22 protein-coding genes and 1 riboswitch are annotated in these 20,194 nt (G+C 67.7%); of the genes, 8 read left to right on the forward strand and 14 right to left on the reverse strand.

Annotated elements, in window-relative coordinates; translation table 11 throughout:
* Positions 1-196: 196 nt before the first annotated feature.
* From P0Y50_02175 to P0Y50_02205, 7 genes are all read right to left on the reverse strand, one after another.
* Positions 197-2,692, reverse strand: coding sequence for a prolyl oligopeptidase family serine peptidase (locus P0Y50_02175; GenBank protein ID WEK40435.1), 2,496 nt, complete (start codon positions 2,690-2,692; stop codon positions 197-199).
* A 266-nt stretch (positions 2,693-2,958) separates the two neighbouring features.
* The gene (locus P0Y50_02180; GenBank protein ID WEK40436.1) at positions 2,959-3,804 is read right to left on the reverse strand and encodes a ribokinase; all 846 of its coding nucleotides are present in this window, start codon (positions 3,802-3,804) and stop codon (positions 2,959-2,961) included.
* Entirely contained in the window at positions 3,801-4,751 is a 951-nt protein-coding gene (locus tag P0Y50_02185; GenBank protein ID WEK40437.1) for a nucleoside hydrolase, read from the reverse strand. Before P0Y50_02185 ends, P0Y50_02180 begins: the two co-directional genes overlap by 4 nt.
* Before the next feature lie 40 nt (positions 4,752-4,791).
* Positions 4,792-5,478 (reverse strand): amino acid racemase, encoded by a 687-nt coding sequence (locus P0Y50_02190; GenBank protein ID WEK40438.1) that lies wholly within the window; start codon positions 5,476-5,478, stop codon positions 4,792-4,794.
* A gap of 120 nt (positions 5,479-5,598) precedes the next feature.
* Complete coding sequence (locus P0Y50_02195) at positions 5,599-6,207, reverse strand: hypothetical protein (protein WEK40439.1); 609 nt, start codon at positions 6,205-6,207, stop codon at positions 5,599-5,601.
* A gap of 103 nt (positions 6,208-6,310) precedes the next feature.
* Positions 6,311-6,556, reverse strand: a complete 246-nt coding sequence (locus P0Y50_02200; protein WEK40440.1) for a DUF3253 domain-containing protein — start codon at positions 6,554-6,556, stop codon at positions 6,311-6,313.
* Between the two features lie 13 nt (positions 6,557-6,569).
* Positions 6,570-7,568 carry a D-cysteine desulfhydrase gene (locus P0Y50_02205; protein WEK40441.1) on the reverse strand — a complete coding sequence of 333 codons (999 nt, stop codon included), beginning with the start codon at positions 7,566-7,568 and terminating at the stop codon, positions 6,570-6,572.
* An 87-nt stretch (positions 7,569-7,655) separates the two neighbouring features.
* Here P0Y50_02205 and P0Y50_02210 point away from each other — a divergent pair, with 87 nt between their 5' ends.
* The 3 genes from P0Y50_02210 to thiC all read left to right on the forward strand — a co-directional run bounded on the left by P0Y50_02210 (position 7,656) and on the right by thiC (position 10,966).
* Positions 7,656-8,486, forward strand: a complete 831-nt coding sequence (locus P0Y50_02210) for a TIGR02587 family membrane protein (protein WEK40442.1) — start codon at positions 7,656-7,658, stop codon at positions 8,484-8,486.
* Between the two features lie 6 nt (positions 8,487-8,492).
* The gene (locus tag P0Y50_02215; GenBank protein ID WEK40443.1) at positions 8,493-8,873 is read left to right on the forward strand and encodes a hypothetical protein; all 381 of its coding nucleotides are present in this window, start codon (positions 8,493-8,495) and stop codon (positions 8,871-8,873) included.
* Between the two features lie 16 nt (positions 8,874-8,889).
* Positions 8,890-8,999, forward strand: a riboswitch (TPP riboswitch).
* 137 nt (positions 9,000-9,136) lie between these two features.
* Positions 9,137-10,966, forward strand: a complete 1,830-nt coding sequence (gene thiC, locus P0Y50_02220) for a phosphomethylpyrimidine synthase ThiC (protein WEK41510.1) — start codon at positions 9,137-9,139, stop codon at positions 10,964-10,966.
* 18 nt (positions 10,967-10,984) lie between these two features.
* Here the strand turns inward: thiC and P0Y50_02225 are convergent, their stop codons facing one another.
* Together P0Y50_02225 and P0Y50_02230 are read right to left on the reverse strand one after the other, a co-directional pair.
* On the reverse strand, positions 10,985-11,506 hold the full coding sequence (locus tag P0Y50_02225; protein ID WEK40444.1) for a hypothetical protein: 522 nt from the start codon (positions 11,504-11,506) through the stop codon (positions 10,985-10,987).
* Between the two features lies 1 nt (position 11,507).
* Positions 11,508-12,389: a hypothetical protein gene (locus tag P0Y50_02230; GenBank protein WEK40445.1), complete on the reverse strand. Its 882-nt coding sequence runs from the start codon at positions 12,387-12,389 to the stop codon at positions 11,508-11,510.
* Between the two features lie 145 nt (positions 12,390-12,534).
* Here P0Y50_02230 and P0Y50_02235 point away from each other — a divergent pair, with 145 nt between their 5' ends.
* The 3 genes from P0Y50_02235 (at position 12,535) to P0Y50_02245 (ending at position 14,509) form a co-directional block, all read left to right on the forward strand.
* Entirely contained in the window at positions 12,535-13,062 is a 528-nt protein-coding gene (locus P0Y50_02235; protein ID WEK40446.1) for a zeta toxin family protein, read from the forward strand.
* Positions 13,046-13,222 carry a hypothetical protein gene (locus tag P0Y50_02240; protein WEK40447.1) on the forward strand — a complete coding sequence of 59 codons (177 nt, stop codon included), beginning with the start codon at positions 13,046-13,048 and terminating at the stop codon, positions 13,220-13,222. Before P0Y50_02235 ends, P0Y50_02240 begins: the two co-directional genes overlap by 17 nt.
* Before the next feature lie 336 nt (positions 13,223-13,558).
* Entirely contained in the window at positions 13,559-14,509 is a 951-nt protein-coding gene (locus tag P0Y50_02245) for a hypothetical protein (protein ID WEK40448.1), read from the forward strand.
* 83 nt (positions 14,510-14,592) lie between these two features.
* On the opposite strand, the gene P0Y50_02250 is transcribed toward P0Y50_02245, so the two are convergent.
* Positions 14,593-15,264, reverse strand: a complete 672-nt coding sequence (locus tag P0Y50_02250) for a DsbA family oxidoreductase (GenBank protein ID WEK40449.1) — start codon at positions 15,262-15,264, stop codon at positions 14,593-14,595.
* A 156-nt stretch (positions 15,265-15,420) separates the two neighbouring features.
* A complete protein-coding gene (locus P0Y50_02255) occupies positions 15,421-16,311 on the reverse strand; it encodes a DUF1206 domain-containing protein (protein ID WEK40450.1) in 891 nt (296 codons plus the stop codon).
* Positions 16,312-16,445: 134 nt separating this feature from the next.
* Between P0Y50_02255 and P0Y50_02260 the strand changes: the two genes are divergently transcribed.
* Together P0Y50_02260 and P0Y50_02265 are read left to right on the forward strand one after the other, a co-directional pair.
* On the forward strand, positions 16,446-16,646 hold the full coding sequence (locus tag P0Y50_02260; protein ID WEK40451.1) for a hypothetical protein: 201 nt from the start codon (positions 16,446-16,448) through the stop codon (positions 16,644-16,646).
* A gap of 107 nt (positions 16,647-16,753) precedes the next feature.
* The gene (locus P0Y50_02265) at positions 16,754-17,443 is read left to right on the forward strand and encodes a Crp/Fnr family transcriptional regulator (protein ID WEK40452.1); all 690 of its coding nucleotides are present in this window, start codon (positions 16,754-16,756) and stop codon (positions 17,441-17,443) included.
* Between the two features lie 191 nt (positions 17,444-17,634).
* On the opposite strand, the gene P0Y50_02270 is transcribed toward P0Y50_02265, so the two are convergent.
* The 3 genes from P0Y50_02270 to P0Y50_02280 are packed head-to-tail and all read right to left on the reverse strand — an operon-like array spanning position 17,635 to position 20,110.
* Positions 17,635-19,074 carry a sensor histidine kinase gene (locus tag P0Y50_02270; protein ID WEK40453.1) on the reverse strand — a complete coding sequence of 480 codons (1,440 nt, stop codon included), beginning with the start codon at positions 19,072-19,074 and terminating at the stop codon, positions 17,635-17,637.
* Positions 19,071-19,751, reverse strand: coding sequence for a response regulator transcription factor (locus P0Y50_02275; GenBank protein WEK40454.1), 681 nt, complete (start codon positions 19,749-19,751; stop codon positions 19,071-19,073). Before P0Y50_02275 ends, P0Y50_02270 begins: the two co-directional genes overlap by 4 nt.
* A complete protein-coding gene (locus P0Y50_02280) occupies positions 19,751-20,110 on the reverse strand; it encodes a hypothetical protein (GenBank protein ID WEK40455.1) in 360 nt (119 codons plus the stop codon). Before P0Y50_02280 ends, P0Y50_02275 begins: the two co-directional genes overlap by 1 nt.
* Positions 20,111-20,194: the final 84 nt, after the last annotated feature.

Below are 20,194 nucleotides of genomic sequence, written 5' to 3' on the forward strand. Positions count from 1 at the left end.
GCCTATCGACAGGCCCGGATCACGAACGCGCTGGCAGCAACGCTCCGGAAAACGCCAATGAGGACACAAGGACCACGACGTCGCCGTGACGGCTCGGCAAGCGCCGCCCCAGATTCAGCCCCGACGTCTCCTCCCCGCCGTCATCGCGCCTGTTGTGATGACAGCATTCAACGGCCCGCATCAACGCAGGTGCAGATCACTCCCCCGTCCTCGGCGGCGCGTTCTTCACATACTGGTCCAGCCAGCGGGTCATCTCCCACAACGTATGGCCCACCGATTCCCGCGCGCGGTATCCATGCGCCTCCAGCGGCAGGGTGACGTAGCGCGCCGTCGCGCCAAGCCCCTTCAGCGCCGCATAGAACCGCTCGGACTGCACAGGGAAGGTGCCCGAGTTGTCGTCCGCCTCGCCGTGGATAAGCAGGATCGGCTCGTTCATCTTGTCGGCGTAGGTGAAGGGCGACATCTCAGTATAGACCTCGGTCGCCTCCCAATAGTTGCGCTGCTCGGACTGGAATCCGAACGGCGTCAAGGTGCGGTTATAGGCCCCCGACCGCGCGATCCCAGTCCTGAACAGATCGGTGTGAACCAGCAGGTTCGCGGTCATAAAGGCGCCGTAGCTGTGGCCGCCCACGGCAATCCGGTCGCGATCCGCCACCCCCATCGCCACCACCGCATCGACAGCCGCCTTTGCGTCCGCCGTCAGTTGCTCGACATAGGTGTCGTTCGGCTCGGCCCCATCCTTGCCGATAATGGGCATGGAGGGGTTGTCGAAGATCGCATAACCCTGCGTCAGCAGGAACAGATGGCTGGACCCGCCCGGCCGCACGAAGCGGTTCTGCACGTCCACCGTCTGGCCCGCCACCGCCGCATCGGTGAACTCGGCCGGATAGGCCCACATCAGCATCGGCAGCGGCCCGTCGCGGTCCTTGTCGTAACCGGCCGGCAGATACAGCGTCCCCGACAGCTTGACCCCGTCGGCCCGCTCATAGGTCACAAGCTGGCGCGTCGCCCCGGCCAGCTGCGGCGCCGGATCGGGGAAGTGGGTCAACGGCGTCGTCTGGCCGGTCGTCAGGTCGCGGATCTGCAGGTTCGGCGGGTCCAGCCGCGTCTCTTGCTGCGTCACCACCCGCCTGCCGTCCGCATCCAGGAAGCCGACCACGGCCTCGTAGTCGGTGTTCGCCGAAGTCCACAGCCGTTCGCTGCGCCCCGTCGCCGGGTCCAGGGCGGCCAGGAACGGGAACTCGCCCTGCGGCGTCGCCCCGGCCCCGGACATCAGGATGTCGCCGTCGGTCGTGAAGCGGATGGTCGAACGCCCGGCCGCATTCGGCTGGGTCACCGGCTGGCCCGGATTGTCGTAACGCCCCTGATAATTCCGCTCCAGCAGCACTCGCCCCTGCCCGGGATTGGACGGATCGACCACGAAGCGCGTCTCGTGCCGGGTGTTGAACCAGCGGCTGTTGACGATGGCCAGGTCGTCCCTGCCCCACACAATGCCGCCGAACCGTTCCTTCAGGTCGATCAGCTTGACCGGCTCGCCCGTGAACGGCGCCGCCTGCATGAAGACCCGGTCCCGGAACTCGGCCGCGCGCCGGATGTCGCCGCCGTCCAGCGCCTCGACCCAGGTCAGGGTCGCCGGCGCATCGGCCCGCCAGCCCACCGAGCGCGGCCCCGGCGCCACGGCGTCGAAGGCGGTCGGCACATCGTCGCGCAGAGGCAGGTCGGCGATCGTCCGCACCACCCGCCCATTCATATCCGTCACCACGATCTCGGTGGGAAACAGGTCGTCCGGCACCGCATAGGAATAGGGCCGCTTGGCGATCTCATGCAGCAGATACTTGCCGTCCGGCGACACCGCGACGTCCAGATAGATCGCCGGCGCTCCGATCGTCCGTGCACGGCCGTTCAGCGGAACCAGCGTCAGCTGCGACGTGAAATAGTGATCGAACAGGGCCTCGTCGCCGGGATTCGACAGCAGGTCCTGATAGGTGCGGACCGGCGCGACCCGCCCGGCCGTCTCCTCGATGTTCGGCCCCGTCGGCGCCGCCGTCACGTCCGGCGCCGGACCCCGCCCGGACGGAACCGCCTCGACCAACAGGCCAGAACTGTCCGGCAGCCACTCATAGCCCGACCCGCCCGTCATATTGACCATCGGCTCGGTCAGCTTGCGCGCCCGCGCCGAGGCCACGTCCACGACCCACAGCTCCAGCCCCATCGGCCGGTCCATCACGAAAGCCAGCGACTTCGCATCCGGCGAGAACCGCGGCGCCGTGAACCGCGCGCCGGCCGGCAGGGCCACGACCCGCGCCCTTTCTTGTTGACCTTGCCCCCCGTCGATGTCCTGCAGGCTCAGCCCTGTCAGCCACGACACCCGGCTTTCGGCCGCGCCATTGTTCCTGGGATTGATCCGCGCGCCCGCCAGCCTCAGCATCGGCTCGGCCAGCGCCTTGATGCTGGGCAGGCTCGACCTATCCATCAGCACCAGCGTCCGCCGATCCGGGCTCAGCATCGACGACGGCGTCGGCCTGGCGTCCAAGATGTCCGCGATGGGCTGGGGCGGCTGCTGATAGACCATCGGCCCGGCGGCCGGCCCCGCATTCTGGCCCCCCGCATTCTGGGCCAGAGCCTCGCCCGCCACGCCGCTCAGCAACACCGCCGCCAGGACGAACCCGACCCCACGTCCACGCATCATCATCGTCTGAAGTCCCCACAAATCCCGAACTCCAGACCTAACCCCGCCCAAGCCGTCATGCCAACCCTCAATAGGGTTATAGTATTACATCTACCTATTTCTTTTCCGCTCATCCCCGCAAAAACGAGCACCAGTTTATTGCGCGGCAGGACGCGGGATCGGCAGCCCGTCATCGTCTGCGAGGTCGCCCGCGCAAAGCGCTGCCCCCCGCTTTCACAAGGATGAGCGGACGGGTGACTCTCTCGCGCCCAGTGATTGGAATGACGATGTCAGAGAGCCAGCAACGCCTCCACCTCGTCCCGCTCCGGCGCCGAAGGCTGCGCGCCCGCCCTGGTCGCGGCGAACGCTCCGGCGGCGCAGGCGAAGGTCAGGGCCTCGGCCGGGTCCATGCCTTCCAGCAGGGCCACGGTGATGGCGGCCACGAAGGCGTCGCCCGCGCCCGTGGCATCGACGGCCTCGATCACCGGCGGCGCGGCCCAGGCCATTTCGACGCCGCGCTGGTACATGGCCGCGCCCCTGGCGCCCTTGGTCACCACCACGCGGCCGCCGCCCCGGTGCAGGCCGTCGCCGTAGAAGGCGGCCTCGGTCTCGTTGACCACGATCAGGTCGGCGCGGCGCAGCAGCAGTTCCGACACCGGCCGGGCGGGCGCCAGGTTGGCGCAGACGAAGCCCGTCGCCCGGCCCACCGCCGCCTCCACCGTCTCGACCGGCAGCTCCAGCTGGACGATCAGCGCGCCCTCGATCCGCTGCGGCAACTGTTCGGGCGTGACCATGTGGTTGGCCCCGGCCGCCACCACGATCTGGTTCTCGCCGGTCAGATCGACGGCGATCAGGGCCACGCCCGTCGGGGCCGCCACATCGACCTCCACCCCCGCCAGATCAACGCCTAAATCCTCCATCAGAGCCAGGGCCTCGCCGGCCATGGCGTCGTTTCCGACCCGGCCGATCAGACTGACCTCGGCGCCCAGACGCTCGGCCGCCAGCGCCTGGTTGGCGCCCTTGCCGCCCGGATGCCGCGCCAGGGTCGCCCCCGTCACCGTCTCGCCCGGCGCCGGCAGCTGGGGCGCGGTGGCCACCAGATCCAGATTGATCGAACCGACGACGGTGATCCTCATGCCGCGCCTTTCAACGTTTCGACGATCAGGTCGAACACCCCCTGGGCGTCCGCCGCCGTGGCCCAGCGATGCCGCGCCGTCGCCGGATCGACCCGGAACTCCACCGCCGTATGGCCGCGCGTCAGGTCGGACGCGGTCTCGACCTCGACCCGGCACGGCCGCGTCTCGAACAGCTCGGGCCTTATCAGCCAGGCGATGGGACAGGGATCGTGCAACGGCGCCCCCCAATCGAAGGTGGGCCAGCCGACGATCTCACGCTCGACCCGCTGGGAGAACCGCAGCATCGACGCCGTCGCCCGCGCCGCCGCGCCGTCGATGGCCTCCACGGCGGCGATCCGGTCCTCGGTCGCCCGCACCTGATGGGTGGCGTCCAGGCCGAAGGCGACCACGCGGCAGCCCGAACCGAACACCACCGCCGCCGCGTCCGGGTCGGCCCAGATATTGAACTCGGCGGAGGGCGTGATATTGCCGCCCTCGCTGCGCGCCCCGCCCATGACGACCACTGGCCCCAGCCGTTCGGCCAGCCGCCGCTCGCGTCGCAGGGCCAGGGCCAGATTGGTCATGGGGCCCAGGACGGCGACGGCGACCGAGCCTTCGGGCCGGCGCATCACCAGATCGACGATGGCGTTGGCGGCCGGCCCGTCGCCCACGATGCCCGTCGGCTCGAACGGTTCCAGATCGCCCAGCCCCTCGGGCCCATGGAACGCGCCCGCCCCCGCCGGCGGGCGTTTCAGCGGCCGTTCCGCCCCGCCGAACACCGGCACGTCATCGCGCCCGGCGATCTGGCGCACCATCCGCGCATTGCGCTGGGTCAGGGCGCCGGGGACATTGCCCCCGACCGTGGTGACGGCCAGCACCTTCAGCTCGGGCGCCGCAAAGGCCAGGAACAGCGCCACGGCGTCGTCCACGCCGGGGTCGCAATCGATGATCAGGGATTGAATGCTCACCCGCTTCGTTTGGCGGGCCGGAAGCCGGGGGGCAACCCCATCAGGGACGAAACGACAGACATGCCTTCACGCAAGCCTGCGCCAGCACCTCGGCCGAGTCCGTCAGCGGGGCGGTCGCGTCGTCCGCCTGCAACAGCAGCGGAACCTCCGTGCATCCGGCGATCACCGCCTGCGCTCCCGCATCCGCCAGCCCCCGCGCCAACCGCCGCATCCCCGCCCGCGCCGTCTCGCCGACGTCCCCGCGCTTGACCCCATAGACCAGCCCCATGAAGGCCTCGCGGTCCGCGCCGTTCAGCAGCACCGTCTCGACCCCGCGCGCCGCCAGCGCCTTTTGATACAGCCGCTCGCCCCCCGGCGTCGCCAGCACCCCGATCCGCCGCGCGCCATCGACGATCGCCGCATCCGCCGTCGCTGCGATCATGTCGATGAAGGCCAGCCCGTGCGCCGCGCACACCTCCCGGATCGCGCCCGCCTGGGCATGGGCGGTGTTGCACGGCATGGCGATTACCGTCGCCCCCGCCGCCGCCAAGCTCGTCGCCATCCGCCCCAGCACGACCTCCGCCTCGCCCGGCCGCGTGTTCCGGTCGGGAACCTGAGGGTTCAGGTCCATCACCACCCGGATATGATCGGCGTCCCCTTCAGCCGGGGTCAGCGCCTGCACCCGCGCCAGAAACGCCACCGTCGCCGCCGGCCCCATGCCCCCGATGACGCCCAGGATCTTGCTCATCGCATCAGTCCCCATCCCACCGCCGCGATCGCGGCCGGAACTGCCGCCACGGCTATCGACGGGGCCTGCTGCAAGGAGGATCGGCCCCGACCAGCCATGACAATGGTCAGCAATCGGGAATTAGGAAAGGTTCGTCCGGGGTCTTGCTTGGGCTTCGGCGATCTGTTCCTGCATCGCCCGCCTCAGGCCCGCCCATTCCGTTTCCGGCCGCAGCTTGCCGTCGCACTGCGTTTGAAGATGGCCGACGGGATAGATGTAGCTTTCAGAACGCTGGGCCGCCGCACCGATCTCGTTCGGCCCGACATCAATACCGAGGTCGGCAAGTCGGTCGCCGGCGGCCATCCGGGCTGCAACCATGGTGGACACCAGCGCGTCTGGAACGGGCGCCGCGCATCTCACGGCGTCGTACCGGTAGCGCACCATGGCCAATGCGTAGAGGTCAGACGCCTTTTGTCGATCATGATCCGCCCAGGCGAACGATGCCACAAACAAGCACAGAGGCTGGGCGTCGCCGCGACCGTCCCAAAGCGCCGCCCGATCACCGTCGGACAGCGATGCGCCCATGAATGTCGAGCACTGTCCCAAGGCGCCCGAGGCGACCGGTTGGACACCCCGGCTAGCCGTTTGCGACGGCTGTCCTTCGGCTGAGGCGGCGGGCTCGGGCCCGCATCCCAACAGACCTGCGACGACCAGCAGAGGAAGGCAGGCTTTCAAGATGCTCATCTTCATCGATGTCGCCATCCGATTCGCTGTCCGGGCCATGAGACTGGCGTCAGCGTAAACCCCCACCAGCAGGATGGCATAGCGCGATTATCCGACGTCGCCGAGCCGACTACACGGACTCCTTGCCCCGCCCGATCCGGTACGGCCCAGCTCGCATCGCCATCGGCCGTCCCTTCCAGCTCAGCCGCACCGCGCCCTCGCCCACCAGCACATCCACCGCCGCGTGGACTTCGGGCATCACCTCCCGCCACGCTCCGCTCCGACCCGCGACCGCCCGCGCCACCTCGCTGGGGCACACGGTCGCGTCTGCGCCCCGGCCGGCCAACAGCGCCAGCGTCGCCTCGCGCGCGTCCATGCCGGGCGCCGCGCTACAGCGCCCCCTCGATCTCGCTCTGATAGCCGAACAGTCCCTGCGCCCCGCCGGTGTGCAGGAAGACCACCGTCTCGCCCCGGAACCGGCCGGCCCGCGCCAGGGCGATCAGACCCTTCATCGCCTTGCCGGAATAGACCGGGTCCAGCACGATCCCGTCCAGGCGCGCGGCCAGGGTCAGGGCGTCGATCACCCCCTGGTCGATCAGGCCATAGCCCTCGCCCACATAGTCGCAGTCGGCCGCCACCATCTCGCGCGTCACCCGCCCCGGCTGGCCCAGCAGGGCGGCCGTCTCCTCGGCCAGTTTGAAGACGTTCGCCTCCTGCCTGTCCCGGGGCGCCCGCACCCCGATGCCCAGCACCGGAACGTCCGCCCCCATGACCGCCAGACCGGCGACCAGGCCCGCATGGGTTCCCGCGCTGCCCGTCGCCGTCACGATCCGGTGGACCTCCAGGTCCATCTCGTCGGCCTGGACCACGATCTCGCGCGCACAGTCGACATAGCCCAGCGCCCCGACCGGGTTCGATCCGCCGCCGGGAATGACATAGGGTTTGCCGCCCCGCGCCCGCACCGCCTCGGCCGTTGTCTCCAGCTCTGCGACCATGTCCGTCCCGCCCGGCACGGTGCGGATCGTCGCCCCGAACAGCCGGTCCAGCAGCACGTTTCCGTTGCCGACATAGTCGCTGGCCTTCGATCCCGTCCGCTCCTCCAGAATGATCTCGCAGGCCAGGCCGTGGGCGGCGGCGGCGGCGGCCGTCTGGCGCACATGGTTCGACTGCACCGCCCCTTGCGTCACCAGCGTATCGGCCTCCTGTTCGAACGCCGCGCCCAGCAGGAACTCCAGCTTGCGCGTCTTGTTGCCCCCGCCCGCCAGGCCGGTGCAGTCGTCGCGCTTGATCCACAGATCCACGCCCAGTTCCTCCGACAACCGGGGCAGCGGCTCCAGCGGTGTTGGCAGATGGGCCAGGCGAATACGGGCGAAACGGGCGAGATGCATGGAGACGGGTTCCTGTTCGCCGCCTTGATAGCGCGTCGGCATGACAGCCCCAAGGAGCCAAAGCCGCGTGTCGACCGTTGCCGTCCCATGACCCCCGCCGCGCCGTTCGTGAACCTGGATCGAGAGCGGGCCTATGTGTCGGATCTGGGCCGCGCCTTCGCCGGCGCCCTGGTGTTCAACATCCCGCTTCTGATGACCATGGAGATGTGGGAGCAGGGCGTGGTCATGGACCGCTGGCGGCTGCTGAGCTTCATTCTGTGCGGCCTGCCGTTGCTGTACGGCCTGTCCTGCTATGCGGGGTTCTCAAAGCGGCGCGGCCTGGTCAACGACGCGCTGGACACGGCCGTCGCCCTGGCGGTCGGCTTCGTCACCGCCTCTCTCCTGCTGATCCTGTTCGGCGTGGTCGAATGGGACGCGCCCCCGCGCGAGGCCCTGGGCATGGTCGCGCTTCAGGCCATTCCCGGCGCCATGGGCGCCCTTCTGGCGCGGCGTCAGCTCAGCGGCGAAGGCGGCGGCGACACGGACGAGGATCAGGCCTCCTATTTCGGCGAACTGTTCCTGATGGCGGCGGGCGCCCTGTTCTTCGCCCTGAACATCGCCCCGACCGAGGAGATCATCCTGATCGCCTACAAGGCGACGCCCGCCCATGTCCTGGCCCTGATCGCCGTGTCGATCCTGCTGCTGCACCTGATCGTGTTCAAGGCGGGCTTCGCCGGGCAGGAGGACGCCGACCATCCCGCCGCCGCCTTCCTGCATTTCACCCTGCCGGGCTACGCCATCGCCCTGGGGATCAGTCTGTTCACCCTGGCCCTGTTCGGGCGCGTCGACGGCCATTCGGTGACGGGCGTGGTCCAGACGCTGATCGTCCTGGGCTTTCCCGCCTCCATCGGGGCCGCCGCCGCCCGCCTTCTGGTCTGACCGCCCATGCCCGCCAGGAAGAAATCCGCCCCCGCCGCGACCCGCCCCATGCTTCAATGGCTGATGGCCGCCATCGGCGCCGTCGTCACCCTGACCGCCATCGGCATCGTGGTGTGGGAGGCGCTGCAGCCGTCCTCGCCCCCCGCCCTCAGCGCCCGTATCGTCGCCGTCCAGTCCACCGCCGCCGGTCATGTTGCGACTGTCCGTGTACAGAACGATGGCGACGACACGGCCGCCGCCGTCGACATCGAGGGCGTGCTGGGCGACCAGACCGCCACCGCGACCCTGGACTACGTTCCCGCCCACGGCCACGCCCGCGCCTATCTCCGCTTCGACGGCGATCCCCGCACGGCGACCGTCGCGGTCAAGGGCTGGTCGGCGCCTTGAGGCTGGGTTATGGTGGCCCTGTTCTCCGGGGGGTCGCAATCGAGCGGCTGAGATAGAGGTTTCTCCTCTGACCCGTCGAACCTGATCCGGGTCATGCCGGCGAAGGGATGGGAAACGCTTTTGGTCCTCACGACAGGACCGTCTCGCCCGACGTCGGCGGACCTCAACCGTTTGAGGCCGCCATGAATATCTCCGTCACACCGCCCGCCCTGCCCGAAGAGCCCAACATCGAGCTGGCTCTGAAAGACGCGCGCGAGCAGGTGATGCAGGAGACCGGCGCCATCCCCACCGGCGAACGGGCCGGGTCGAAGAAGGTCTATGTGGCCGGCGAACTCTACCCCGACATCCGCGTCCCCTTCCGCGAGGTCGCCGTCCACCCGAGCGCCAACGAGCCGCCGGTGACCATCTATGACAGCTCCGGCCCCTACACCGACCCGACCGTGACCATCGACATCAGGCGCGGCCTGCCCCTGGTCAAATCCAGCTGGCAGCTGGATCGCGGCGACATCGCCCCGGTCGCGAACCCCCGCGAGGTCAAGCCCGAGGACAACGGCCACGCCAGCGGCCGCCACCTCGCCCCCCGTTTCGACGTCTCGAACCACCGCGTCTTCAAGGGCGTCGAAGGCCGCCCGGTGACGCAATACGAATACGCCCAGGCCGGAATCATCACGCCCGAGATGGAATATGTGGCGATCCGGGAGAACCTGCGCCGCGAGCAGAACAGCCCCTGCATCCGCGACGGCGAGGATTTCGGCGCCGCCATTCCCGACTTCGTGACGCCCGAGTTCGTGCGCCAGGAGATCGCCCGCGGCCGCGCCATCATCCCGCACAACATCAACCACCCCGAGGTCGAGCCGATGATTATCGGCCGCAACTTCCTGGTGAAGATCAATGCGAACATCGGCAACTCGGCAGTGCTGTCCAGCGTGGATGACGAGGTCGACAAGCTGGTCTGGGCCACCCGCTGGGGCGCCGACAACGTCATGGACCTGTCGACGGGCCGCAACATCCACAACATCCGCGACTGGATCATCCGTAACTCGTCCGTCCCCATCGGCACCGTGCCCATCTATCAGGCGCTGGAGAAGGTGAACGGCATCGCCGAGGACCTGACGTGGGAGGTGTTCCGCGACACCCTGATCGAACAGGCGGAACAGGGCGTGGACTATTTCACCATCCACGCGGGCGTGCGCCTGCCCTTCGTGCCGCTGACGGCCAAGCGGGTGACCGGTATCGTCAGCCGAGGCGGCTCCATCATGGCCAAATGGTGCCTGTCCCACCACAAGGAGAGCTTCCTCTACGAGCATTTCGAGGACATCTGCGACATCATGCGCGCCTATGATGTCTCGTTCAGCCTGGGCGACGGCCTGCGCCCCGGCTCCATCGCCGACGCCAATGACGAGGCCCAGTTCGCCGAGCTGCGGACCCTGGGCGAACTGACGAAAATCGCCTGGGCCAAGGGCTGTCAGGTCATGATCGAAGGCCCCGGCCACGTGCCGATGCACAAGATCAAACAGAACATGGACGAGCAGTTGAAGCACTGCCACGAGGCGCCCTTCTATACGCTTGGGCCGCTGACCACCGACATCGCGCCGGGCTATGACCACATCACCAGCGCCATCGGGGCGGCCATGATCGGCTGGTTCGGCACGGCCATGCTCTGCTACGTCACGCCCAAGGAGCATCTGGGCCTGCCGGATCGTCAGGACGTCAAGGACGGCGTCATCACCTACAAGATCGCCGCCCACGCCGCCGACCTGGCCAAGGGCCACCCCGCCGCCCGCACCCACGACGACGCCCTGTCCCGCGCCCGGTTCGAGTTCCGCTGGGAGGATCAGTTCAACTTAGGCCTCGACCCCGAAACCGCCCGCAAATACCACGACGCCACCCTTCCCAAGGAAGCCCACAAGACCGCCCACTTCTGCTCCATGTGCGGCCCCAAGTTCTGCTCCATGAAGATCAGCCAGGACATCCGCGACGCCGCCAAGGCCCAGAACGACGCGGGGGCCTCCCTGTTGGAAGCCGAAGCCGGCATGGCGGAGATGAGCGCGAAGTTCCGGGCGGGCGGCGGGGTAGTGGAGGTGAAGGTGTGAGGGCTAGAAGGCGCTACTTCACCTTTCTTCGTACTCTCTTGCGAAGAGCGCATGCAGGCGCTTGACGATCATCATCAGCGTCAGAAGAAAATGAGAAGTCAGGACGGCACAAAGGGCTGGCCCCCAACCACACTGAGCGCGCTGCACAAGTAAAATGATCGAGATGGTCGCTGCAAAGCAGCAGATCACGATAAGGTAAGATATGTTCGCGTTGGCCTCTTTGAGCAAGACATTCCTTCTTTGAACAGACTCCAAGCGAGCTTCCTCAGCTAAATTGTCTTCTAACGGGGTCCATTTTCTCTGGAAGATTGAAAACATAGCAACCTGAACATTTATCAAAAGTCCGATAAATATTCCATAAAAAGACAATCCAGCATTATATACGTCTGGCTCGAGACATATAAATTTGAACGTAAGAACCCCCGATACTATAGGCAAACCGTAGAACAGGACGATATCGAGGACAGAAATTTTGCCTCTGCCATCGTGTCTTAGAGTTCGAACGTGATCGGAGATAATCCTGCGAAGATTAATCTTCATTTCATTTGCCAGACAGCGTCTTGAAGAAATCGATTAGAATTTCATCGACTTCCGAAGCAAGGGAATCAAAGACCGGGTGCCCATCGGGCCCCCGACTAACAGTTTCAGTCAAGTCTATGACACCCGCCTCCCCAGCACTGCCGAGAAGGTTAACAGGCCGAGTGCCTCGCCCGATTCTGACATCGGCCACAGCTCGGTCAAAGGCGATGCCATCATGCATTACGAGGCCTTTGTCGTTAGCCTTTAAGGAACCAAGGATGTCTTGCAGCTTGCCGAGAGTGCCCTTTCGTCGAGCCCTCATAGACACTTCAAAATCGATCGGATCTTCTGGCGTTTCATCCAAATAGCGATCAGTCACGTCGGAAGGCGCATTGCGTCGGACGAGCCTTAGTTCTTTGACGGGCGATTGTGCGTAGAGCCCCCCAGCTTTTCCGACCGGCAACAGCTTTCGGAATCTTAGGACAAAACCGTCGTTCTGTTGAGCAAATGCCTTCTGCATTTTACTGGTGACGAGCGCGACGCATGATCGTCCCTGAAACGATTGAAAAGCAACGAGTCCGTATTTGGCACTGTCGGGAAACCATGCTTGGTAGAAAAGAGGTATTTCCTCAACATCGGTCGTCTTACGACGATAGTTACGCTTCTTAGTTTTGCTATCGACGAAATTGCTTTCGAAACCAAATGTGCCGTAATGCACATACCCTGAGCCGCCCTCAGCTTGGGCAGTCCGTTCTTCAAAGTACCAGCTTCGCTCCGCCTCTGAACTCTCGTTTACAGTAGCGTTGGCTTTCACAAACTGCTCGACAAAACTTTTGAGAGGCAACTTGAGTTCGGAGCTATTGGGATCGATAGTCTGGGTTTGACGAGCCTTCGTGACGCGCACCTGATAAATTCGAACTCCGATTGAGCTTGGCATATTTCCTCGCGGCTATTCTTTTCCCGATGATAAAGCGAAACGGGTAAAGCGCTACCCTTGCGCGAATTAAATACATCTCAGTACGTCCCAAAGTGTCGTAGCAATCTCTTAAATGACCAAGCCCACCCTCGTCCTCCTCGCCGGACCGAACGGTGCCGGAAAGACCACCTTCATCAACCGCTTCCTGCGTCAGCGGGCGGAGGCATTTCGGTTTGTGAACCCGGACGAGGTCGCGCGGGGTCTGACGGGCGAGGGTGCGGCGCGCGATCTGGCGGCCGGGCGGCTGGTGCTGGAGCGGCTGGGCGCCCTGTTCGTCGAGCGGGCCGATGTGGTGCTGGAGACGACCCTGGCCACCCGCTCCCACGCCCCGCGCCTGCGCCGGTTCAAGGCCGCCGGATACCGGGTCGAACTGATCTATCTGCGCCCGCCCTCGGCGGACTTCTCCGTCGCCCGCGTTGCGCGCCGCGTGGCCCAGGGCGGGCACGGCATTCCCGAGGACACGCTGCGCCGCCGCTTCGCGCTCAGCCTCGACTATCTGGAGACGACCTACAAGCCGCTGGTGGACGCGTGGGAGGTCTATGCGAGTAGCGACGACGGCCTCGAACTGTTAGATTGGGGCCGAAATGAACACCCTCTTTGATCGAGAAACCGTTCTGAAAGCCGGACGCGACGCCGCGCGGATCGCGCGCGAAGGCACGCGCGAGGAGAAGTCCGGCAAATTCCTGCCGCCGCCCGGCTGGAAGGGGCATCTGGTCACGGCCGCCGACGCCGCGCCCTCGTCCCGGAAAAAGCGGGCCTAGTTTTCGTCATCCTCCGGCAAGCCGCGCAGCGGCGCAGACCGGGGGACCCAGCGGCGCGCGGGAGCGCGAACCTGTCGCGGGCCAGGACCTTTCGACATCATGCGGCGGACGCATCGCCTTCGGCGCCGCTGGGTTCCCCGGTCTCGCTGCGCTCGCCGGAGAATGACGAAAAAAAAGGGGCAGGAAGGCCGCCTTCCTATACACGATGCCGACAGCCAACTGACTGTGGTCCCTCGTCTTTCTCCAAAATGCGCCGGCCCGACCTATCGCCCTTCGGGGCGGGGTTAGACTGGGGGCGCCCTGTTTCGGGGGCGTGGTCAGGGGCCTTGGGAAGACATGGAACGGAGCGAACCCCGCATCATCGCGCGCGGCGAGTGGGAGCAGAACGAGTTCGGGGACCTGTCCTATATTCCCCGGCACAAGGCGCCGCCGATGGGCGATGCGCGCGGCAATATCGGTCCCTGGCAGGAGGGGCGCGATCCCGATGACCTGCCGGTCGACGAATACGTCCCCGGCGCCCCGACCGATCCGGCGGTCGCCGCCGCCATGGCCGAGCTGATGGCCGAGCGGGACGCCGCCACGGGGCGCCAGGGGCGGGATGGGGCCGGGTCCGGAGCCGGATCGCGCGGCGGCTACGCCAGCGTCTCGCAAGAGATGTGGAAGGCGGCGGGCCAGGACTATCTGGCGGGCGACACCGCCGAGATGGTCGGCGCCCGTTACGGCATGGGCGTCAGCACCTTTCGCGCCCGCGCCGCCGACGAAGGCTGGCGGCGTCGCGACCAGCCCGACCCCGATCCCGTCGACGGGCCTCTGGACGCGGCGGACCTGCTGGACGAACCGACCGATTTCGCGGTCATGGCCGATCAGGCCCTGGCGCGGCTGAACCGGGCGGTCCGGTCCGGGCGAGCGATGGAGGCCGCCCGCTGGATGCGGCTGCACCTGTCGCTGGCGGCCCTGGCGCGCCAGCAGGACGCCGCCCCGCCGCCGCCGAAACCCGAACCGCCCGACAGGATCGACCGCGCCGCCGCCGTCGCGCGCGAGATCGGCGTCATCGCCCGCGAGGCCGCCGCCCTGACGCGGGGCGACATCGCCGGCCGCGACGCCCTGATGGCCCGCGTGGACGCGCTGGACGACCTGAGCCCGCCGCCGATTTCAGACGAATTGCACTATTCAGACGGTGTTTTTGCGCAAGGCGGGTCTGAAACCGGACCGCCCGCCCCTCAGATCGTCATTCCGGAGCCGAGCGAAGCCAAGACCCCGGAACCCAGGACCGCCCCGCCGCCCTGACCGCATCGGACATCGCCACGGGTCCCCCGGGGTTCGGGGTTCGTCCGTTGGACGCCCCGGAATGACGACCGGACCCGCGGCCCTCACCCCTCCGACGCGATCTGCCTCAGCGCCTGTTCGAACGCCTGGGCGGGTTGGCCGCCGGAGATCAGATATTTGCCCTCGACCACCACGGCGGGGACCGAGTTGATGCCCCGCGCGCGCCACGTCTCCTCGGCCTGACGCACGTCCTGCGCATAGCGGCCGGACGCCAGCACCTCGGCCGCCTCGGCCCGGTCCAGCCCGGCGGCCTGGGCCGCCTCGGTCAGGACGCGGGCGTCGGTGATGTTCCTGTTGTCGGTGAAATGGGCGGCGAACAGGGCCTGTTTCAGCGCCTTCTGCCTGTCCGGCGCCGTCTCGTGGGCCCAGTGCAGCAGGCGGTGGGCGTCGAAGGTGTTCCAGATGCGGCTGTCCGGCCGCATCCGCATGTCGAAGCCGACTGAGGCGGCCCGCTCGGTGATCATGGCGCGGTTGGCGGCGGACTGTTCCGGGGTCGATCCGTATTTGCGGGCGATGTGTTCGCCGACATTCTCGCCCTCGGGCGCCATCTGGGGGTTCAGCTCGAACGGCTGAAAGGCGATGTCGGCGGCGATCCCCTCGTCCTTCAGCGTGTCCAGCGCGGTCTCCAGCCCGCCCAGGCCCACCACGCACCAGGGGCAGACCACGTCGGAAACGAAGTCGATCTTGAGGGTCTTGGCGGGAGCGACCTGGGTCATGGCGGCGGCCTTCTGAAACAGAGAGTGTTGCGAAGCATATGGGAAGCCCGGGCACGAACGCCAGACCGTCTCCTCCCCACCGTGTGGGGAGGGATATCCCGAAGGGGTGGAGGGGCTCTCGACGCCTCCGCATGGAATGGGGAGGAGACCAAAGCCTCAGCCGATCTTCAGGTCCCGGGGCGGCCGGATGCGCCGCCAGCGCGCCTCCACGAAGGCGAAGGCCCCGAACGCCATCAGTCCCGCCGCCGTCAGCCCCAGGATGATCGAGCCGCCCGGCTGGGCCTCCAGCGCCTCCAGGGCCGCCGCCGTGGTCGTCACCTCGCCCGAGCGCGCATGAAGCCCCGCCAGCACCACGAAGGCCCCCAGCGGCAGATAGGCGAACCCCCGCGCGGCGTATCCCGTCCGCGCCAGGGCCGTCGCCGTCCCGCAGAAGGCCCTGGGACAGGCCAGGGCGTCGTCGAAGTCGTCGCGGAAGGCCCTCACGATATTGCCGACCCCCACCGCCAGCACGGTCAGCCCGGCGCCGATCAGCAGCGCCTCGCCGAACGGCAGGGCCAGAAGGGCGGCGGCCTTCTGCTGGTTCTCGGCGATGCTCTCGGCCTGGGCGGACGAGGCGTTCGAGGCCTCGGCGAACTCGTCCAGATATTCGAACACGCCGGTCGCCAGCACGCCATAGAACAGGCCGCTGACCGCCTGGCCCGCCCGCGTGATCCAGCCCTTCAGGTCGGTCCCCTCGTGGTCGGCGTCGAACACCGCCTGCAATACGCGCCAGCCGACGAAGGCCCACAGGCCCAGGCCCAGCAGCACCAGCCAGACCTTGCCGAACGGCTGTTCCGCCAGCCAGCCCGCCGCGCCGCTGGTCCCGACCGCCTCGCCGATCCGGTCGGTCGCCGCCAGCAGGGTCAGGCCCCCGGCCGACAGATAGACGAAGCCCCGCGCCCCGTAACCGACCCGCGCCGCGCCCTCCAGCAGCGTGGCCAGCGAGGGTCGGCCCAAGATGCGGCCCAGGTCGGCGGCGGCGCAACGAAGGGTCTTGGCGGCGGTCATCGCATCTCCGGCAGCGAGACGCCCCTAAACGCCCCGCCGCCGGAAAGGCTCAACACGCCTATAGGTTGTGTTGCGTATCCGACAGACGAGACGACGCCTAGGAGAATAGGGTCCATCTCAAGGGAGCGGGTCCATTGCGCATCTACGAGTTTCATTTCTTCGATCAGGCGGATCGCCGCCCACTGGTCGATTTCTTCGACGGCGCCGACGACAATACGGCCCTGGCCGCCGCCCACGCCCGGCTGGCCGATCACAGGTCCTGTATCGGCGTCGATGTGCATGAGGCCGGCAGGATGGTGGGGCGAGTGCGACGCGACCAACCGGCCGCCCTCTGATCGCTGGCGTACACATCGCGGTATTATCAGGCTTTTTCCCCAGGAACCGGGATCAGATACAGTCACGCTGTGTCGGGTTCCGACAGACGCGACGAGCGGATCGCCTTATGCGCGAACTCATGCGCAGCCTCCCGCCGGGCAACCGGTTGATCCATGGTCTGGACCCCGAAGACCGCGACGCCCTTCTCGGGGTCGCCAACCCGGTGGAATTCGCCCTGGGCCATGTGTTCAACGAGCCGGACGACATCATCGAACACCTGCACTTCATCGACAGCGGCTTCTGCTCCTCGGTGGCGGTGCTGGAGGATGGACGCACGGTCGAGACCGTCATGATCGGGCGCGAGGGGGTGCTGGGCGTCGTCGCCTCGGTCGTGCCCCATCACGCCCATACCCGCAGCGTGGCCCAGATGGCGGGCACGGCGCGGCGGGTGGAGGCGGGCCGATTCCGCGCCCTGTCGGCCCAGCGGCCCGGCCTGCGCGACGCGACGGCGATCTATATGGCCCGGCTTCAGGGCGAACTGGAGCAGTCGACGGCCTGCAACGCCCTGCACCACGCCGGCCAGAGGTTCGCCAAATGGCTGCTGCGCTGTCACGACCGGGTCCAGGGCGACACCCTGAACCTGACGCAGGAGTATCTGGCCTCCATGCTGGGCTCGCAGCGGACCACGGTGAACGAGGCGGCCCAGGGGCTGCAGAAGGCCGGCGCGATCGCCTATTCGCGCGGGCGCATCACCGTTCTGGACCGCAGCGCCCTGGAGCGGGCCGCCTGCGAATGTTACCGCCGTGGCGACGACTGACGATCTCAGATCCCACGCCTGCCCCGGACCGTCCTTCCGGGGCGTCCGAAGGACGAACCCGGAACCCAGGGGGGCGTTCTGTGATCGTCGAAACGGCCGGCGTCGAACGTGCGGCCCTGGCTTGCGGGTTCCTCGCTGCGCTCAGCCCCGGAATGACGAGACGGAGGCGATACCGAACAGTGAGATGGCCCTCAGGTCTGGGCGGCCGGCAGTTCCAGCACCGCCTTCAGCCCGCCCATGTCGCTGTCCGCCAGCGTCAGCCGCCCGCCATAGGCGCGCGTCAGGTCGTCGACGATCGACAGGCCCAGGCCCGATCCAGGCGCGCTTTCGTCCAGCCGGGCGCCGCGCTGCATGACCGTGTCGCGCTGATCGGCGGGCAGGCCCGGCCCGTCATCCTCGACCACCAGGATCATCTGCCCCAGGCCGCTGCCGCCGGCCGAGACGCGCACCCGACGCCGGGCGAACTTGGCGGCGTTCTCGATCAGATTGCCCAGGATCTCCTGCAGGTCCTGACGCTCGCCCAGGAAGGCCAGGTCGTCGGGCGCGCGCCAGTCGATCTCGACCCCCTTGGTGCGGAACACCTGTTCGATCATGACCGCCAGTTCGTCCAGCACCTCGGGCACGGGCGTCGTCTCGCCCAGACCGTGAGCGGCGCGGGCGGCGGCGCGGGCGCGGCGCAGGTGGTGATCGACCTGGCCCTGCATGACCTTGGTCTGGCGCCGCACCAGTTCGGGCAGTTGCCCCTCCTGCGTCCCCGCCTCGGCCAGCATGACCGAGATCGGCGTCTTCAGCGCATGGGCCAGGTTGCCGACGTGGGTGCGCTGGCGCTCGACCACCTCCTGGTTATGATCAAGCAGGCGGTTGACCTGTTCGGCCAGGGGCTGGATCTCCAGCGGATAGGACCGCCCGATCCGCGCCGACCGGCCCTTGCGCACGTCCGCGATCTCGTCGCGCAGGTCGAACAGGGGCCTGAGGCCGATCCGCACCTGGATGAAGACCGCCGACACCAGCCCCAGCCCCAAGACCAACAGGGCGATCCAGGCGACATGGGCGAACTGGCGCGTGTCGGCGTCCACCTCGGACCGGTCCACGGCGGCGATGAAGATGATCGGATGTTCGTGCCGGGGGATGGACTTCATGCTGGCGGCGACGCGCAGGGGTTCGTGCGTCTCGGCGTCGTCCTTGGGGCCGGTCGTGTTGAAGGTGATGACGTCGCCAAAGGCCGCATCCAGCCGCCGGGGCAGGTCCGGCGGCAGCGCCAGGTCGTAACGCCACAGCGAGTTGGAGCGCGCCAGATTGACCAGCCGCCCGTCCGGCCGCACCTCCAGGATCTGCCAGTATTTGCCCGACAGCAGGCGCAGGGTGCGGGCGTCCTGAATCTGGGGCGCGACGTCGCCGGGCGGGGTGCGGCTGGCGGCGACCACGATCTCGTCGATGGTCTCGTTCAGCGTGGCCCCCAGACGCCGCAGGGCCGATTCCTGGAAGGCCTGGGTCAGGACCAGGGCCGCGATCACAAGGGCCACCAGAATCCACGCCGAGGCCAGCCAGATCAGCCGGCGCGTCAGCGACCGTCCCGGCCGCCCGAACCAGCGGCCCCAATCGAGGCGTTTCGCGACCGGCGCCTCGGTCACGCCGGTTCGGATTCGCCCGCCAGCGGGGTCAGCCGGTATCCCAGGCCGCGCACGGTCTCGATCCGGTCAGGCCCGACCTTCTTCCTGACCCGGCCGATGAAGACCTCGATGGTGTTGGAATCCCGGTCGAAATCCTGGTCGTACAGATGCTCGACCAGCTCCGTGCGACTGATGACCCGGCCCTGATGCATCATCATGTAATGCAGCAGCCGGTATTCCAGCGACGTCAGCCGCAGCGGCTCGCCGTTGACGCTGGCCCGCGCCGCGCGGGGGTCCAGCCTCAGGCCGCCGCACGACAGGGTCGCCGAGGCGATGCCCGCCGACCGCCGCAGCAGCGCCCGCAGACGCGCCAGCAGCTCCTCGGTATGGAAGGGCTTGGTCAGATAGTCGTCGGCCCCGGCGTCGAAGCCCGCCACCTTGTCCGACCAGGCGCCGCGCGCCGTCAGGATCAGGACCGGCGTGGTCTTGCCCTCGCGCCGCCAGCGTTCCAGCACCGACACCCCATCGATCTTGGGCAGGCCCAGGTCCAGCACGATGACGTCATAGGGTTCGTTCTCGCCCAGATAATGGGCTTCCTCGCCGTCCGGGGCGTGGTCCACGGCGTATCCCGCGTCGCCCAGCGCCGCCTTCAGCTGACGCGACAGGTCCGCGTCGTCTTCGACCAGAAGCACGCGCATCAGTTGGGCCTGCGGCGTTGAGCGTTGTCGGGACCACCCTGGCGGGTCTGGCCGGTCTGGCCGTCGACCACCACCTCGCGCACGCGGCCGTCGCGTTCGACCAGGACGGAATAGTTGCCGTCGCGGCGCGGCTGGGTGTCGATGGGGCGCCCGCCCCCGGCCTCTCCGCCACGCCTGCGCGCCTCGTCGGGGCTGACGCGCGGGCCGCGGTCCGGCGACGGCTGGGCCTGGTCGCGCGACTGGGCGGCCGCCTGCGTGGTCATGACGGGGGCGAAGGCCAAGGCCATGATCAGGGCCATGATCGGGGCCATGATCGCGGGTCGGGCGGCGACGATGAGACTGGCGGGTTTGCGAGACATGGCGACCGATCTAGCCCCCTTCATCTGAACGGGTGCTGAATGCCTCGTATAGGTCAACAGCCGCCCTGCGCCAAACCCGGGACC

The sequence above is a fragment of the Candidatus Brevundimonas colombiensis genome, from assembly GCA_029202665.1.
In the GTDB taxonomy this organism is placed as follows: domain Bacteria; phylum Pseudomonadota; class Alphaproteobacteria; order Caulobacterales; family Caulobacteraceae; genus Brevundimonas; species Brevundimonas colombiensis.

Coding starts and splice junctions, on each gene's coding strand:
- P0Y50_02175 (WEK40435.1), bottom strand. CDS start 2,692: ATGATGATGCGTGGACGTGGGGTCGGGTTCGTCCTGGCGGCGGTGTTG.
- P0Y50_02180 (WEK40436.1), bottom strand. CDS start 3,804: ATGAGGATCACCGTCGTCGGTTCGATCAATCTGGATCTGGTGGCCACC.
- P0Y50_02190 (WEK40438.1), bottom strand. CDS start 5,478: ATGAGCAAGATCCTGGGCGTCATCGGGGGCATGGGGCCGGCGGCGACG.
- P0Y50_02195 (WEK40439.1), bottom strand. CDS start 6,207: ATGAAGATGAGCATCTTGAAAGCCTGCCTTCCTCTGCTGGTCGTCGCA.
- P0Y50_02200 (WEK40440.1), bottom strand. CDS start 6,556: ATGGACGCGCGCGAGGCGACGCTGGCGCTGTTGGCCGGCCGGGGCGCA.
- P0Y50_02205 (WEK40441.1), bottom strand. CDS start 7,568: ATGCATCTCGCCCGTTTCGCCCGTATTCGCCTGGCCCATCTGCCAACA.
- P0Y50_02210 (WEK40442.1), top strand. CDS start 7,656: ATGACCCCCGCCGCGCCGTTCGTGAACCTGGATCGAGAGCGGGCCTAT.
- P0Y50_02215 (WEK40443.1), top strand. CDS start 8,493: ATGCCCGCCAGGAAGAAATCCGCCCCCGCCGCGACCCGCCCCATGCTT.
- thiC (WEK41510.1), top strand. CDS start 9,137: ATGCAGGAGACCGGCGCCATCCCCACCGGCGAACGGGCCGGGTCGAAG.
- P0Y50_02225 (WEK40444.1), bottom strand. CDS start 11,506: ATGAAGATTAATCTTCGCAGGATTATCTCCGATCACGTTCGAACTCTA.
- P0Y50_02235 (WEK40446.1), top strand. CDS start 12,535: ATGACCAAGCCCACCCTCGTCCTCCTCGCCGGACCGAACGGTGCCGGA.
- P0Y50_02240 (WEK40447.1), top strand. CDS start 13,046: ATGAACACCCTCTTTGATCGAGAAACCGTTCTGAAAGCCGGACGCGAC.
- P0Y50_02245 (WEK40448.1), top strand. CDS start 13,559: ATGGAACGGAGCGAACCCCGCATCATCGCGCGCGGCGAGTGGGAGCAG.
- P0Y50_02250 (WEK40449.1), bottom strand. CDS start 15,264: ATGACCCAGGTCGCTCCCGCCAAGACCCTCAAGATCGACTTCGTTTCC.
- P0Y50_02255 (WEK40450.1), bottom strand. CDS start 16,311: ATGACCGCCGCCAAGACCCTTCGTTGCGCCGCCGCCGACCTGGGCCGC.
- P0Y50_02265 (WEK40452.1), top strand. CDS start 16,754: ATGCGCGAACTCATGCGCAGCCTCCCGCCGGGCAACCGGTTGATCCAT.
- P0Y50_02275 (WEK40454.1), bottom strand. CDS start 19,751: ATGCGCGTGCTTCTGGTCGAAGACGACGCGGACCTGTCGCGTCAGCTG.
- P0Y50_02280 (WEK40455.1), bottom strand. CDS start 20,110: ATGTCTCGCAAACCCGCCAGTCTCATCGTCGCCGCCCGACCCGCGATC.